This is a genomic window from Micromonospora sp. HK10, from assembly GCF_000982955.1.
GTDB lineage: Bacteria > Actinomycetota > Actinomycetes > Mycobacteriales > Micromonosporaceae > Micromonospora.
In genome coordinates, this window is sequence record NZ_KQ058872.1 from 14858 (window position 1) to 29510 (window position 14653).

Sequence of the window (14653 nt, forward strand, 5' to 3'; positions counted from 1 at the left end):
CCGGTCAGCTGACCGTGGCCGAGTGTGGGCGGTCGTCGCGGACGTGCACCAGCATGTCGCCGGTCTCGATCACCGCGGCCGCCCGGTCGTTCAGCGTGACCACCTTGCCCCGGCGTACCAGCGCGATGACCAGCGACTCCAACTCCCGGGGCGACTTGCCCACCTCGCTGCGCTCGGCGGACCGCATGGCCAGCGCCATGCCCTGCCCCGGGGTGAGCAGGTCCTCCACCACGTCGATCAGCGGCGGGGCGGAGGTGGAGAGGCCGAGCAGCCGGCCGGCGGTCGCCGAGGAGACGATCACGTGATGCGCGCCGCTCTGCTTGAGCAGGGGCGCGTTCTCCGCCTCGCGGGCCGCCGCGATGATCCGCACCTGGCCGGCGGTGAGCTGGCGGACGGTCAGCGCGACCAGCACCGAGGCGTCATCGCTGTCGGTCGCGATGATCACCGCCTTGGCGGTCCGGACGTGGGCCTGCTCCAGCACCGACGAGCGGGTGGCCGAGCCCTCGATCGCGACCAGGCCGGCCGAGGTGGCCTGCCGCAGCGCCGGTCCGCTCCGCTCCACCACCACGATCTTGGACTTGTCCGCACCGTTCTCCAGGAGGGCGGAGACCGCGCTGCGGCCCTTGGTGCCGTAGCCGCAGATGATCACGTGGTCCTTCACGGTCCTCCTCCAGTGCGACAGGCGACGGCCGGTCCGGTACTGCTCGGTCAGAACTTCCAGCGTGGTGCCGACCAGGATGATCAGGAAGAGCACCCGGGCCGGGGTCACGAAGAGGACGTTGACCAGGCGCGCCGACTGAGCGGACGGGGTGATGTCGCCGTACCCGGTGGTGGAGAGCGACACCACCGCGTAGTAGAAGCAGTCGAGCACGGTGAGCCCGTCCTCGTTGACGTCGCGGTAGCCGTCCCGGTCGAGCCAGACCACGAACACCACGGCGAACACCAGGCCCAGGGCGGCGAGCAGGCGCAGACTCAAGGCGCTCAGCGGCCCCCGCCGTTGCGCGGGAAAATGGATCACTGTCGGTCCCGCTCCGCCGCCGTCGCCTGCACTGGCACAAGATAGCCGGTGCGCCGCCACCCGGCCTCCCGGGCCAGGATCTCCACGGCCCCCGCACCGGCGGTGAGGACCTCGTCACAGCGCCGACCACGTCGTGTCGAGCCGGCATCCCCGCCCGGCCGTCCGGCGCCGACCCGGCCGGCCCGGCCGGAGGCGGGACCAGCGGGCGCGCGACCGGCCGGGCCGGTGCCGGCGGCCCGGACGGGGCATGATGGGGGCGTCCCCGAACGACGACCGCGAGGAGGCCCGCATGTCGTTGCTACGCCGGGTGATCGGCGGGGTGCTGCGCCGGGTACGGCTGCGGCAGGGCCGCACGTTGCGCGAGGTCGCCCAGGTGGCCGGGGTGTCGCTGCCGTACCTGTCGGAGGTCGAGCGCGGGCGCAAGGAGGCCTCGTCCGAGGTGCTGGCGGCGATCTGCCGTGCCCTCGGCATCCACCTGTCGGACCTGCTGGAGGAGGCCCGCGACGAGTTGCGCCGGGCGGAGCGGCGGGCGCCGGTGACCTCCGGGTCGGGCCTGGTCCGGCTGGAGCGCGCCCCCACCGGCCGGGACGGCGTACGCCTCCAGGTCGGGTCGCGGCGCTCCCGGCCGTCGGCGCACGTGGTGTGCCGGCCGGCGGCTCCGGCCGGCGGGCTGGGCACCCCGCTGCTCGGCACCCGGGGCATGCTCCGGCCGTCGTTCGGGCCGGCCCCGGGCGGACCCGGCGGGTACGCCACGCCCACGCTGGGCGCGGGCACCCGGTTCTGGCTGCTCCCCCCGCCGCCCCGCCGCCGACCGCGCCGGCAGATCATCCGGCGGCGGACCGCGGGCGTCTGACCCCACGGCACGGACCGGCAACCCCGGCGCGCCAACCACGCGCAAGCCGACGGCGACGACCGGGAGCTGTGGGTGCCCGCGGCGCGGGGGCAGGGCCCGGTGCTGTTCCCCTCGTCGCACCGGGAGCTGACCCGGGCCGGGGCCGGGCTGGACGCTCGACCCGTGGCGGCCCGGTGCCGGCCGGTCAGGCGGCCGGCACCGGGCTGCGGCCCCGGAAGGGGACCTGCACCGGGCACGCTGGGAGGAAGCCAGCGCGCCCACGCTGCCGCCCGGCCACCCGGACGGGGTGACGCTCGGCACGGGTAGTCACCACCGGCAGTGGTGCCCACTGGGGCAGACGATATACAGCCGCCGATGGCCGGTAAAGCCCTGACCGCCGTCGATGCCTGTGATTGATCTCCCGTACCGCTGCCCCGGCAGCTACGGTGTGTGCCATGACCGGCCTGACGCCCCTCGTCGACGCCCTCATCGGGCTGGGTCTCACCCAGTACGCGGCGCGCGCGTACCTCGCCCTGGTGACCCGCGAGCGGTACACCGCCGCCGAGCTCGCCCGCGCCTCCGGCGTACCTCGGCAACGGATCTACGACGTGCTGAACTCGCTCAGCGAGCGGGGCCTGGTCCGGGTCCGCCCCGGCCCGGTGGTGCGCTACGCGGCCGTGGACCCGGAGGCCGCGGTCAACCGGATGATGGCCGTGCACCGCAGCGCGTACGAGCGGCGCGAGCGGACCGGCGCGGAGCTGGTCGACCAGCTCACTCCGCTGTGGACACGCGGGCGCGCCGAGGACGATCCACTGGACTATGTGGAGGTCATCCGCGACCGGGAGCTGCTCGCCGAGCGCTTCGCCGAACTCCAGGCCGGCGCCCGGCACCAACTGCTCACGCTCGCCAAGCTGCCGTACCTGGTGGCGGAGAACCCGACCGGCCTGGAGGTGGCGCGTCGGCTCTCCCGCGCCGGCGGCGACGTGCGCTGCGTCTACGAGCACGCCATGCTCGGTGACCCGGCGAAGGTCGCCCACGTCCGGGGGTTCGTCGGCGCCGGTGAGCGCGCCCGGCTGGTGCCCGAGGTGCCGATGCGGCTCTGCATCGCCGACGGCGCCCGGGTCCTCATGTCGATGCGCGACCCGCGGGCGGACGAGGCGTCGAGCACCTCGCTGCTGATCGAGCACCCGGCGCTCGCCCAACTGCTGATCCAGGCGTACGAGACGATCTGGGCCGGGGGCGTCGACTTCGTGACCGCGACGGCCGGGGCGGGCGCGCCGGCCGGCTGAGCCGTTCTGCCGACGGCGGATCTGCCGCCGGCAGAAACGCTAGGCCGTCCACCTCCGCCCGCCGCAGGCTGGAGACCGCCGGTGTCCCGGGCGGTCCCGCCCGCCGGCACATGGAGGGGGTCAGATCATGGGGTACGGCATCTGGATGCTGGACGAGGGACAGCCGGCCCTCGGCGACCGGGTCTTCGAGAAGCTGCTCGCCGAACGCATCATCTTCCTCGGCACCGAGGTCACCGACGCCTCGGCCAACCAGATCTGCGCGCAGATCCTGCTGCTGGCGGCCGAGGATCCGGAGCGGGACATCTTCCTCTACATCAACTCGCCGGGCGGCTCGGTCAGCGCCGGGATGGCGGTCTACGACACCATGCGGTACGTGAAGAACGACGTGGCGACCCTGGCGCTCGGGCTGGCCGGCTCGATGGGTCAGTTCCTGCTCTGCGCGGGCGCGGCCGGGAAACGCTTCGCCCTGCCGCACTCGCGGATCATGATGCACCAGCCGTCCGGGGGGATGGGCGGCACGGCCGCCGACATCACCATCCAGGCGGAGAACATGCTGCACGTGAAGCGGACCATGCAGGAGCTGACGGCCCGGCACAGCGGGCGCACCGTGGACGAGATCCAGCGCGACTGGGACCGGGACCGCTGGTTCACCGCCGAGCAGGCCCGCGAGTACGGCCTGATCGATCAGGTGGTCACCCGGGCCGAGCAGCTGCCCGGGTGAGACCGGGGCGGCGCGGGTCGCTCACCCGGGCCGAGCAGCTGGGCCGGGTGAGACCGGGGCGTCCCGGGTCACGGGGGCGGCCCGGCCGGCCGCGATCGCCGGCCGGCCGGGACCGGTGCCCGGGTCAGGGGTAGCTGACCACCGGGCTGGTGCCGTAGGAGCCGACGACCGGGGTGCCGGCCTCGTTGATGGTGCGCTCGATGCCGCCGTCGCCGTCGAGGAAGACGGTGATCGCGTCGTGGAACCGGACACCGGCCCGGCGGGGCGCCTCGATCGCCCGGTCGCAGCGGATGTCCACCTGCTGGTTGAAGTACGAGTAGACGCCGAGCCCCCAGGCCTCGTGCTCGCGTACGTCACCGGCGACCTTGTAGGAGGCCCAGCCGTTGCCGGTGGGGCTGCGCCAGGCGGCCTGGCTCGGCGGGTCGTAGGGCAGCTCGCTCTGGTAGAAGACGGTCCGGCCGCGCTCGCCGTTCCAGATGGTCTGCCAGCGCTGGTAATGCTCGACGAAGAGCCCGTACGCGGTCACGTCGTCGCCGTTCACCACCACGCCGGTGGCGGCGGTGTTGACGGTCCAGCCGATGGTGCCCGGCTTGCCGTGGTCGCCGCGCCACGCCCAGATGTTGTCGATGATCGTGTGCCGGCTGTTCACCACCAGGCTGGTCGCCGCCCGGCCGACCTGCGGGCCGCCGATCCGGAAGAAGACGTCCTGCAGCGAGATCGGGTTGGTCGCGTGCGACCGGTGGCTGTGCCGCTTGCCGACCTCGACCAGCACCTCGGACTCGACCGGCCCGGCGTCGACCAGCACCCCGGCGATCCGTACCCCGTCGACGTCCTCGATCCGCAGGACCGCGTCGCCGGTGGTCGGGGCGAGGCTGGGCATGCCGAGGCCGAGCACGACGGTGTCCGGGTGCTTCACCCGCAGCGCGCGGTCCAGCCGGTAGACGCCCGGGGTGAGCAGCAGGTGCCGGCCCCGGGAGAGTTCCTGGTTGATCCGCTTCGCGGAGTCGGTGGGCCGGGCGATGAAGAAGTCGGCCAGCGGCAGCGACGGTACCGGCGCGGCACCGGCGCCCCAGGTGGTGCCGGCGGTGTCCCGGCGCAGCCGGGGCACCGCCACCCGCCAGCCGCCCTGGGCGTCCACCAGGAGGTACGGCTTCTCCCGGGTCACCGGGCTGGTCGGCAGGGTGGTGTACGGCGGGTCGGGGAAGCCCTGCGCGGGCGCGCCGACCACCCCGGAGAAGACCTGGTTCCAGACCCCGTTGGTCCAGTCCCCGCCCAGCTCGCTGTCCCGCGTGAGCCACTGCTGCTGGGAGCCGTTGATGGTGATGCCGTCCACCTTGGAGTCGGCGATGTACCCGCCGCTGGAGTAGCCGCCGTTGCCGGGCTCCAGCCAGAGGATGCCCTTGATGTGCACCCGGCGCATCGGCGACGCCTGGGAGACCGCCCACTGGTTCGACCAGTCGGTCGGGGTGACCGCGAGGTTCTCCACCGAGCGCCAGAAGTTGGTCAGCGCGGAGATCCCGGCCTCGGAGTTCGGGTCCGGTTGGCCGATCACCCGGACCGCACCGTGGATCTCCACGTCGTCGGGGTGCGCGCCGAGTCCGGCGACGGTGGTGTAGTAGCCGAGCCGGGCGTTCACCTCGTACCGGCCGGGCTTGAAGAGCACGGCGTACCGGTCGCCGCCCATCTCGTTGTGCTCCTGCGCGGCGAAGAGCCGGTCCAGGGTGGACTGGATCTCCTCGACCGGGCTGCTCGGGTCGTACACGAAGACGTTGGGGCCGAAGTCGGGCTCGGCGCCGTGGTCGTGGTCGTGGCCGGCCGGGGACGCGGCGGCCGGCAGCGCCGGCAGGCCGAGGGCGGTGAGCGAGGCCGCGGACGCGGCGGTGGCGGTGGCGGCGAGGAAGCGGCGGCGGGAGGGATTCATTGAGCTCATCTGCCTGCCTGTTCGGTGAGGGTACGGGAGAGCGCTCTCAGCGCGTTCCTACCGCATCGACACCGATCCCGCCAGCCTCCGCCGGTTCCGGAACCGCCCACGGCGCGGATCGCCGGAGGCAGGACGCAACCCCACCACACCCGCCCAGGGGTACGCGGCATCCTCGGCCGCCCACCCCTGCCGGCCGTCCCGCCGGCAGGGTCGTCCCCGGGCCCCGCCCGGGGACGGGCGGCGGTCAGGCCGGCTCGGACCGCAGCTTCACCAGGTCGTCGACGAGGGTCGCCACGTAGTCGGCCGTCTCCTCCCAGCGGGTGACGGCGACGCACCGGATGCCCATGGCCTTGACCGGGTAGTCGTTGCCACCCACGTCGAGCCGGTCACCGACAAAGAGCACGTTGTCGATCTTCAGATCCAGGCACTCCAGCAGCTTGCGCATGCCGTACGCCTTGTCCACGCCCTTGCGGGTGACGTCGATCGAGGTCGAGCCGCCGCCCCGCACCTCCAGGTCGGGCAGCTTCGCGGCCACCGCGTCCCGCAGCCGCTGCTTCTTGCTCCCGTCCGGGTCCCAGCCGTACTTCTCCGCCGGGGGCGCGGACTGGCCCAGCGCCGAGAAGGTGATCTGGCTGCCCCGGTCCTCGATGATGTCGCCCCAGGGCTTCGGCTCCCAGAGGTCCAGCGCCTGCGCCGACTCGGTGAGCGCGGCAACGACCCGGGCCTTGTCGGCCTCGCTGAGGTCCTCGGCGTAGACCTGCCGCCAGTCCCCGTCGAGCCAGCGGTAGTAGCGGGTGCCGCAGGTCGGCATCAGGTGCAGCCGGCCGCGCTGCTCCTCGGTGAGGTCGAGGTGGGCCAGCAACTGCGCCACGAACTGTTCGAACCGACCACCGGAGATGACCAGCACATCCACCTCGGTGAGCAGGTGGCCGAGGAGTTCCGCCATCCGACGATCGACCTGGGACTTGGAAACCGCCAGCGTGTCGTCCAGGTCGAACGCCACCACTCGAAGATCGTTCACGAAGTACCACCATGTCGTCGCGGGCAGGCCAGGACTAGCAGGGTACCGACTCACCCACTGCCACCCCGATGGCCCGGGGCTGGCGCCCGGTCGGGGCCGCCGACCACCCGGCGCAGCCCCACGCACGCAGGTTAACAGCGCGGAGCAGAGGACATCGGCCGGTTCCGCAGGCCCGTCCCGCACCGCCGCGGCCTCGCGCGAACCCGGTAAACCCGTTGCACCGGGCGCGTACCGGCGGCGATCGTGGCACCGTGCGCCAGGACGAGATCTGGGACGCCGAGGCGGCCCGACGCTACGACACACCAGGCACCGGGATGTTCGCGCCGGAGGTCCTCGGGCCGGCCGTGGACCGCCTCGCCGCGCTCGCCGGCGACGGACGCGCCCTCGAATTCGCCGTCGGCACCGGGCGGGTAGCCGTCCCGCTGGCCCGGCACGGCGTGCCGGTCACCGGGATCGAGCTGTCCCTGCCCATGATCGAGCAGCTCCGGACGAAGGCCGACGAGGCCACCATCCCGGTGGTCGTCGGCGACATGGCCACCGCCACGGCCCCCGGTGAGTACAGCCTCGTCTACCTGGTCTACAACACCATCTCCAACCTGCTGGAGCAGGCGGAGCAGGTCGCCTGCTTCCGCAACGCGGCCCGCCACCTCCGGCCCGGCGGACGGTTCGTCATCGAGCTGTGGGTGCCCGAGCTGCGCAAGCTGCCCCCGGGCACGCAGGCGACGGTGTGGCACGCCGAGCCCGGCTACCTCGGCCTGGACACCTACGACGTGCTGCGCCAGCAGGTCGTGTCGCACCACTTCCGGTTCGGCGAGGGCCGCGAGGCGCGGTTGTCCCGCAGCCCGCACCGCTACATCTGGCCGGCCGAGCTGGACCTGATGGCCCAGCTGGCCGGCTTCGAGCTGGAATCCCGGCACGCGGACTGGTCCGGGGCCGCGTTCACCGAGGAGTCCCGCTCCCACGTCTCCGTCTACCGCCTGCCCGGCTGACCCGTCCTCGGCCGGGTCACGGTGCCGGCTCCCGCCCGGCCGCCCGACCGCGTGCACGACCGGGGAGCGGGGCCGACCGGCGCGCGGTCACACCGACCACGGCGAGCAGGAAGACCGTGCACATGGTGAGCATCGGCGGCAGCATCTTGATCGAGTCCTCGAGCTGCCGGTACGCGCCGTCGACCAGGCCCGGATCCCACCAGCTCATCGCGGACGGGTACCACAGCGGCGCGTTGTGCCGCGGGGCGCGCTCCGCCGGCAGCGCGGTGAACACGTACACGGCGGTGACCGCGTCGAGCAGCAGCAGCCCTCCGATCCCGCTGCTGAGCCAGGCAACGGCGCGGCGGCCACGGCGCAACAGGACGCGCACCGCCGAGCCGAGAGCGATGGCGCCGAGCGCCCAGCAGGCCACGGCCGCCAGCGATCCGACCCGCACCTCGCCGAGCACATCGCCGACGGGCCGTACCGCACTGATGCCCGCGAGCCCCAGCGCGAGCGCCGCCGGGACCACGACGGCGGCCGCGACGATCGGCTCCGAGCCGGCCAGCCACCGGCCGAACCACCACACCGAGGCCGCGGCGAGGGCCACGGCCAGCGCGTACCCGTAGGGCGCGGCTTCGTGGGCCCCGGTCGCGTCGGCCAGCAGACCTGCCGTGGTCAGCAGCAGCAGGAGCAGCACGCCGAAGGCGAGCGGCGCGACGACCAGCTTGATCACGGTGAACGCCGCGGTGCGCGCCCGCGCCACGGTGATCGTGCCCGCCCGCCGGCTGAGCCGGTCGTGGACCGCGCACCGGGCGGTGTCGGCCAGATCCCGGACGGGGGTGTCACTGGCCGCGAGCAGCTCCGCGATCTCGTCGCCGTAGCGTTCGCGGATCGCGGCCGGATACAGCGCCAGCACGGCGCGGATGAGCCGGGCGCGCATCAGGCGACCGCCAGCCGGCGCAGCCCGGTCGCGGCGAGGGACCGCATCCGCTGCAGCTCGGCGCCGAGGGCGGCGCGGCCGGCATCGGTCAGCCGGTACGGCTTGCGCCGGTCCCGCTCGGGCAGGGCCTCGATGTACGCGTGCTCCTCCAGGCGCCGGATCGCGCCGTAGAGCGTGCCCGGGCCGGGACGGGTGCCGGTGAGCTCACCGATGTCGTCCTGCATGGCGTACCCGTGCTTGGGCCCCGCGGCGAGGCTGATCAGGATGTGCAGGGCCGGTTCGGAGAACCGGCCGAGGTCGGCGAGCCCGGCCATGAAGACCCCCTTACTACGTCCCGCGTAGCATCGCAGTACGTAGTAACCCCGTCAAGCCCTCCCCACGCCGCCCGTCGTGACGAGTTGACCTAGAGCCGACTCGAACTCCTAGGCTCGCCGCTGATCCGAGACGTCCGGGTCGCTCCCGCTCATCACGGCTGAACCAGTGAGGAACCATTTCGATGCGCTATCGCACCCTCGGCGGAACCGGCATGGAGGTCAGCGTCTACTGCCTCGGGACCATGATGTTCCAGGCGGTCGGCAACTCCGACCATGACGATTGCGTCCGCATCATCCATACCGCCCTCGACCAGGGCATCAATTTCGTCGACACGGCCGACATGTACGGGCAGGGCGAGTCCGAGCAGATTGTCGGAAAGGCACTGCGCGGGCGTCGCGACGACGTCGTGCTCGCCACCAAGGTGCATTTCCCCATGGGCGAGGGTCGCAACCGCGGTGGCAACTCACGGCGCTGGATCATCAAGGCGGTCGAGGACAGCCTCCGGCGACTCGACACCGACTGGATCGACCTTTACCAGGTCCACCGCCCCGACCCCTCGACCGACATCGAGGAGACGCTCTCGGTGCTCAGCGACCTCGTGCACCAGGGCAAGATCCGGGCCTTCGGCTGCTCTACCTTCCCCGCCGAGGAGATCGTCGAGGCGCAGCACGTCTCCGAGCGGCGCAGCCTCGGACGGTTCCGCACCGAGCAGCCGCCCTACTCGATCCTGGCCCGCGGAATCGAGGCCGCCCTCCTCCCGGTCTGCCAGCGCTACGGAATGGGCGTACTGGTGTGGAGCCCACTGGCCTTCGGCTTTCTCACCGGCCGGTACCGCAGGAACCAGCCCGTCGACCTGGCCACCGGCCGTCCCACGATCCGACCGGAACTGTTCGATCCCACGAACCCGGAAAACGCCCGCAAGCTGGACGCCGTCGAACAACTCATCGAAGTCGCGGAAACCCTCGGCTGTTCCCTCCCCCAACTCGCCGTCGCGTTCACCGTGGCCCACCCGGCCGTCACCTCGGCGATCATCGGACCGCGTACCGGGCAACAGCTGGAGGACCTCCTCAAGGGGTCCGCGCTCACCCTGGACGACGCGACACTCGACCGGATCGACGAGATCGTGCCGCCCGGGACCAACCTGTTCACCCCCAACGCCGCCTCGTCGCCGCGCGCGCTGACCGACCCGGCCCTGCGTCGCCGCCCGCTCGCCGAACGCGCCGCCGACTGATCCGGGCGGCAGGCGTGCCGCCACGTCAACTCGCCGGCGGCGGCCGGGTGGCGGGGGCGGATGTTCCGGTCGGCCAGGTCGCGACGATGCGCGATCGACGGTGGCGGGGCGCTGTCTACGGCGGTCATGCCGCGTCGACCGAACGTTAGGATCACAGGATGCCTGCACTCCTTACCAATCCATGTCCCGCCGGACGCACCGCGTTGATCGTCGTGGACCTGATGCCGCGCATCGTCGAGCAGGACATGGGTCCCCACAAGGGGGCCGACGTGGTGGCGCGGGCAAGCCGCCTGGTGACCGCGTTCCGCCGGGCAGGCGGCACCGTGGTGCTGGTCCGGGTGGATCGGCCGGGCGTTGCCGAGCAGCCGCCGGGCAGCGGGTTCGTCCCGGAAATGGAGCCGCAGCCCGGCGACATCGTCGTGGTGAAGCAGACCATCGGCGCGTTCTACGGCACCGGCCTGGCCGACGAACTGCGCACGCGCGGCGTGCGCTCAGTGGTCATGACCGGCCTGGCCACGACCATGGGCGTCGAGTCCACTGCGCGCGCCGCGTCCGATCACGGGTTCGAGGTCATCTTCGTTGCCGACGCGATGAGCGGTATGACGGCGGCGGAGCACGACCACGCACTGACGGTGGTCCTGCCGCGGTTCGGCGAGGTCGTCACCACTGACGAGGTGCTCGACCGGCTCAGTTGACGCCCGTCCCGCCCATGGATTGGGGACTCCTGCCGCGCTCGGCGGTCCTTCGCCATGCGCGAACGGGTCCCCTCTGCTCACGCGTCCCTGCAGGTAACGGCGGCTGCCCACTGGTGGATCGACTGATTCGGTGGACACCGAAACCATCGAGGGGCAGCCGCCGGGCACCGGCCGATTCGCGCTGCGGCACGGTCAGGAAGGGAGTTGTGGTCGCCGCGAGGAGCGGCCGCCAGGCGCGGGCTCGGCCAGGCTCGCAGCAAGATAGGCGTTGCGGCGCGCGATGAGGCGTCGCAGGTACGGCCGCAGGACGATGCTGGCCACGAGACCGCCGACGAGTCCCATCGGTGCAGTGAAGTCGATGACGTCGCGCATGAGGGCTGCCGAGGAGTCCGCCGGGTCCGGCACGAAGCTGTGCTCGTGACGCCAGCGGGCGAACGGGCCACTGATCTGCTCGTCCGTGAACCCGTACGGCCGCCGGTAGTCAGTGATCCGAACGGTCATCCGCCAGGTCAGGCCGAAGTGCCTGGCTTCCCAGGTGACGGCATCGCCGGCCGTCAACCGTCCGGTCGTCACGCCGCCGACCGCCCGTTCGGCGCTGGTCCCCATGGACCTGGTATGCATACCGACGTCGAGGCAGGCGTCGAAGACGGTTTCCGGGACCGCCTGGACCTCCGTGGTCAGCTCGATGCGTGGCACAGGGCCACGGTAGACCCCGGCCGAGATCATCTCAGTCGTCATGCTCGGCGGGAGACGCGAACGAAGCGGCGTCAAGGAATCGGGCCGCACCGGCCACATCATCCGCGGAGCAGCCGAGGCCGCCGACGAAAGTGATGCCGTGCACCGCTGCTGCCCGACGGTCAGCCGGGCCCGCAGCGTTCCGTGCGGCCTGTCCAGTTGTCCGCAACGCCTGCGGTCGGCGGCGGCGCCACCTGCCCCTCGTGCCCGCTCATGACCGCTGCGCGCCACGGTTCCCGGCCCGGGATGGCCCAGCCACCGAACCCCGGCGTCGACGTCGAGTTGCTACGGTCGATCTCGTGATCGATGAGCTGACGAGGGCCTATCTCCAAGCGGTCGATCAGGCACTGCCTGGCTATGCGCAGCGCCTCTACGTCGTCGGGTCCGCCGCGCTCGGTGCCTGGCAACCCGGTGTCAGTGACGTCGACACCGTGATCATGACGTCGCGTCGGGCAACGGGCGACGACGTCGCCCGGCTCACGAAGATTCATGCCGGGATGCCTCGGTCACCTCATCTTGACGGGGTCTACCTGGAGCCTGCGCTGGCGAAGTCCTGGCCGAGCGACAGGCAGGTCGTGCCGTTCGTGGTCAACGGTGAATTGAGGACCGACGTGCCCTGCGGGGAGCTCACCCCAGTGCTGTGGCTGACCTTGCAGCGGTACGGCATCCCGGTTCGCGGTCCGGCCGTCGTAGACCTGGGGGTGCGAGTCGATCCGGAGCAGCTACGCCGCTACAACCTCGACAACCTGCGTGAATACTGGCAGTCGGCGATTTCGACGTTCCCGGCGGAGCTAGCCGACGTGGCGCCCGACGCAGCGATGGACGCCGAGACGGTGGCCTGGTTCGTGCTCGGACCCGCGCGACTGCACTACACGCTGGCCCACGGTGACATCATTTCGAAGGCAACAGCGGGCGACTACCTCGCGCAACTGTTCCCTGAGTACGCCGATCTCGCTCACCGAGCGGTCCGCTGGCGTCTGGGTGAAGCGGTACGGTTCACGGCTACCGACCTTGTTGCCGCAGGTGAGAGTGTCAACGCGGTAGCCGAAGATGCTTGGCGTCGCTTTGGCAGCTGAGCTACCTGGCTGTGCGGATCTCCTCGTCGGGCAGTCGCAGACCGGCCAGCCTGCGGTTGGCACTTCCCAGCGCCGTGGGCGAACGAGAAGATGCAGCATGCAGAAAAGCTGGCAGACGGTCCTTGGTGCGCTGTCGGGAGTCGTCGGGCTGGTGACCTGGGCGCTGGCCGCAGCGATCTACCAGCCGTTCATGCAGCCCGATGGGTTCTGGACCGATAGCAGCACTGGGCAGGTCTTTCCGGAGGTAGGCGGTAACAACACCTACTGGCCTCGTGACATCCGCCAGTTAGCGATCTTACTGGCCTTAGGCGGAGTGATCCTGATCTGCCGCGCGAACATCCGCGGCGTCGAGGCCGGCTCGATCGCCATAACCATCTGGCTCGGTGTGGACATCTGGCTGGACCGGGTCGACGTGGCCGGGGGCACTACCGTGATGTGGCTCGCGATCGGCGGTATTGCCATGTTCTCGACAACCGCCGTCGTCGCTGTCCGGGTTTCGGCGGGTCACGGCGGACCTCCAATCGTTCGTCATGTGTCCGCTGTCGTCCTCGCGATACTCGCGGTTGTGACGATGATGGTCACGACCCCTTGGGACGAGCCGGTCACCAACCCGGACCAGGTCGCGGTCGAAAACGCGCTCTCGGTGCTTAGAGCAGGATTGGTAGCGATGTTCATCGCTACGGCGATCGGGCTGATCGCGGATCGGCTTACCGCTGTCCGCGCCCGGCGGGTGGCCGCTTTCATTGTGGTGGCTGCAATGGCATCCTGGATTGCCACTGCCAGTTACGGACCGCTGTCGGCTGTCGGTCTGATCGGCATGTCTGTCGCTGCAACGCTCGCCGTGGCCGCAGCTCGGGAGGTGAACCTGATCCGGCTACTGGCGGTTGCGATGGCCTGCTGTCTGGCTCAACTCCCGGCGATGATCATCCTTTACCTCACGGGGTCGGCGGTCGGCAGCGCGATGACCTCCTTGGCCGACAATCCACCGATCAACGCTGCCGACACCGATCTTTCGATAGCCTTCGCCGGCCTGGTCCTCGGGCTGCTACTGGGATCGATCAGCTACATGATCACGTCACCCGCACCCAAGCCGCCCAACCTACACCGCGATTCCGGCCCGTTGGCGAACCGCGCCTGAAGCAGCACCGACTTCAGTTCACCGCGCCGAGGATGAGCCGCGTAGCATGCCGGTCCCGCCCGCGCTCGTAGCGATCCTGCGCGCGCACATCGAGCGGTTCGGGGTCGCCAAGCACGGCCGGCTGTTCCAGAGCGAGCGGGGCAACGTGGTTGCGGCCTCGACGTACTTCCGCGTCCGGGATGAAGCGCGTCGACTGGCGTTGACGCCGCGCCAGGTTGACTCTCCGCTCGCTGGTCGCCCGTACGACCTGCGGCACGCTGCCGTGTCGCTGTGGCTCAACGCTGGTGTGCCGGCGACCGAGGTGGCCGACCGGGCCGGACACTCCGTTGACGTGCTGCTGAAGGTCTACGCCACGTGCATCGACGGCGCGGAGGCCACCGTCAACGACCGGATCGCTGAGGCTCTGACCGGCGTGACGTGGCCCGTATGATCGCCGTCGTTCCGGATCCTTCCCCGATCACGTCGGCTGACCTGGGCAGATCATTTCAAGGTCATTCCGCGTCTGTTCCGCGACCTGCGACAAACCGCGGCTTCCGGTGGCCTATGACTGCACACCTGTGCTAATTGAACGACGTGCGTATTGCCAGCTCAGGCAACGTTTCTGCAGCGTATCGAGGTGCCCCCGGCAGGATTCGAACCTGCGACACACGGTTTAGGAAACCGATGCTCTATCCCCTGAGCTACGGGGGCGCGAGGGCCCAGTCTAGCGACCTGGGGGTTCACCTGGGGTGGCAGGGAGTCGCCCACGTT

General features: G+C 71.2%; 15 protein-coding genes and 1 tRNA gene. 9 read left to right on the plus strand and 7 right to left on the minus strand.

What is annotated here, in order from left to right:
• Positions 1–4: 4 nt before the first annotated feature.
• Positions 5–1018 carry a potassium channel family protein gene (locus tag LQ51_RS24690; protein WP_046569635.1) on the minus strand — a complete coding sequence of 338 codons (1014 nt, stop codon included), beginning with the start codon at positions 1016–1018 and terminating at the stop codon, positions 5–7.
• 289 nt (positions 1019–1307) lie between these two features.
• Between LQ51_RS24690 and LQ51_RS24695 the strand changes: the two genes are divergently transcribed.
• The 3 genes from LQ51_RS24695 (at position 1308) to LQ51_RS24705 (ending at position 3860) form a co-directional block, all read left to right on the plus strand.
• Positions 1308–1871, plus strand: a complete 564-nt coding sequence (locus tag LQ51_RS24695) for a helix-turn-helix domain-containing protein (protein ID WP_046569680.1) — start codon at positions 1308–1310, stop codon at positions 1869–1871.
• Positions 1872–2305: 434 nt separating this feature from the next.
• Positions 2306–3139 carry a TrmB family transcriptional regulator gene (locus tag LQ51_RS24700; protein WP_046569636.1) on the plus strand — a complete coding sequence of 278 codons (834 nt, stop codon included), beginning with the start codon at positions 2306–2308 and terminating at the stop codon, positions 3137–3139.
• A 127-nt stretch (positions 3140–3266) separates the two neighbouring features.
• The gene (locus tag LQ51_RS24705; RefSeq protein ID WP_046569638.1) at positions 3267–3860 is read left to right on the plus strand and encodes an ATP-dependent Clp protease proteolytic subunit; all 594 of its coding nucleotides are present in this window, start codon (positions 3267–3269) and stop codon (positions 3858–3860) included.
• Positions 3861–3984: 124 nt separating this feature from the next.
• Here LQ51_RS24705 and LQ51_RS24710 read toward each other — a convergent pair whose 3' ends face one another.
• A complete protein-coding gene (locus LQ51_RS24710; RefSeq protein WP_046569640.1) occupies positions 3985–5790 on the minus strand; it encodes a hypothetical protein in 1806 nt (601 codons plus the stop codon).
• 235 nt (positions 5791–6025) lie between these two features.
• Positions 6026–6802, minus strand: coding sequence for an HAD-IIB family hydrolase (locus tag LQ51_RS24715; protein ID WP_046569642.1), 777 nt, complete (start codon positions 6800–6802; stop codon positions 6026–6028).
• 251 nt (positions 6803–7053) lie between these two features.
• Between LQ51_RS24715 and LQ51_RS24720 the strand changes: the two genes are divergently transcribed.
• Positions 7054–7791 (plus strand): class I SAM-dependent methyltransferase, encoded by a 738-nt coding sequence (locus tag LQ51_RS24720; RefSeq protein ID WP_046569644.1) that lies wholly within the window; start codon positions 7054–7056, stop codon positions 7789–7791.
• 16 nt (positions 7792–7807) lie between these two features.
• Here LQ51_RS24720 and LQ51_RS24725 read toward each other — a convergent pair whose 3' ends face one another.
• Together LQ51_RS24725 and LQ51_RS24730 are read right to left on the minus strand one after the other, a co-directional pair.
• On the minus strand, positions 7808–8713 hold the full coding sequence (locus LQ51_RS24725; RefSeq protein WP_046569646.1) for a hypothetical protein: 906 nt from the start codon (positions 8711–8713) through the stop codon (positions 7808–7810).
• Complete coding sequence (locus tag LQ51_RS24730) at positions 8713–9027, minus strand: PadR family transcriptional regulator (protein WP_046569648.1); 315 nt, start codon at positions 9025–9027, stop codon at positions 8713–8715. The genes LQ51_RS24725 and LQ51_RS24730 overlap by 1 nt, the downstream gene beginning before the upstream one ends.
• 182 nt (positions 9028–9209) lie before the next feature.
• Here LQ51_RS24730 and LQ51_RS24735 point away from each other — a divergent pair, with 182 nt between their 5' ends.
• Both LQ51_RS24735 and LQ51_RS24740 read left to right on the plus strand, forming a co-directional pair.
• A complete protein-coding gene (locus tag LQ51_RS24735) occupies positions 9210–10259 on the plus strand; it encodes an aldo/keto reductase (protein ID WP_046569650.1) in 1050 nt (349 codons plus the stop codon).
• 158 nt (positions 10260–10417) lie between these two features.
• Entirely contained in the window at positions 10418–10954 is a 537-nt protein-coding gene (locus LQ51_RS24740; protein WP_046569651.1) for an isochorismatase family protein, read from the plus strand.
• 192 nt (positions 10955–11146) lie between these two features.
• Here LQ51_RS24740 and LQ51_RS24745 read toward each other — a convergent pair whose 3' ends face one another.
• The gene (locus LQ51_RS24745; RefSeq protein WP_197087902.1) at positions 11147–11650 is read right to left on the minus strand and encodes an SRPBCC family protein; all 504 of its coding nucleotides are present in this window, start codon (positions 11648–11650) and stop codon (positions 11147–11149) included.
• A 338-nt stretch (positions 11651–11988) separates the two neighbouring features.
• On the opposite strand from LQ51_RS24745, the gene LQ51_RS24750 reads away from it, so the two are divergent.
• The 3 genes from LQ51_RS24750 to LQ51_RS24760 all read left to right on the plus strand — a co-directional run bounded on the left by LQ51_RS24750 (position 11989) and on the right by LQ51_RS24760 (position 14333).
• On the plus strand, positions 11989–12765 hold the full coding sequence (locus LQ51_RS24750; protein ID WP_052745045.1) for an aminoglycoside adenylyltransferase domain-containing protein: 777 nt from the start codon (positions 11989–11991) through the stop codon (positions 12763–12765).
• A 97-nt stretch (positions 12766–12862) separates the two neighbouring features.
• Complete coding sequence (locus LQ51_RS24755; RefSeq protein ID WP_046569653.1) at positions 12863–13903, plus strand: hypothetical protein; 1041 nt, start codon at positions 12863–12865, stop codon at positions 13901–13903.
• A 46-nt stretch (positions 13904–13949) separates the two neighbouring features.
• Entirely contained in the window at positions 13950–14333 is a 384-nt protein-coding gene (locus LQ51_RS24760; protein WP_046569655.1) for a site-specific integrase, read from the plus strand.
• A gap of 187 nt (positions 14334–14520) precedes the next feature.
• On the opposite strand, the gene LQ51_RS24765 is transcribed toward LQ51_RS24760, so the two are convergent.
• Positions 14521–14593 (minus strand) — tRNA-Arg (locus tag LQ51_RS24765).
• Between the last annotated feature and the right edge of the window lie 60 nt (positions 14594–14653).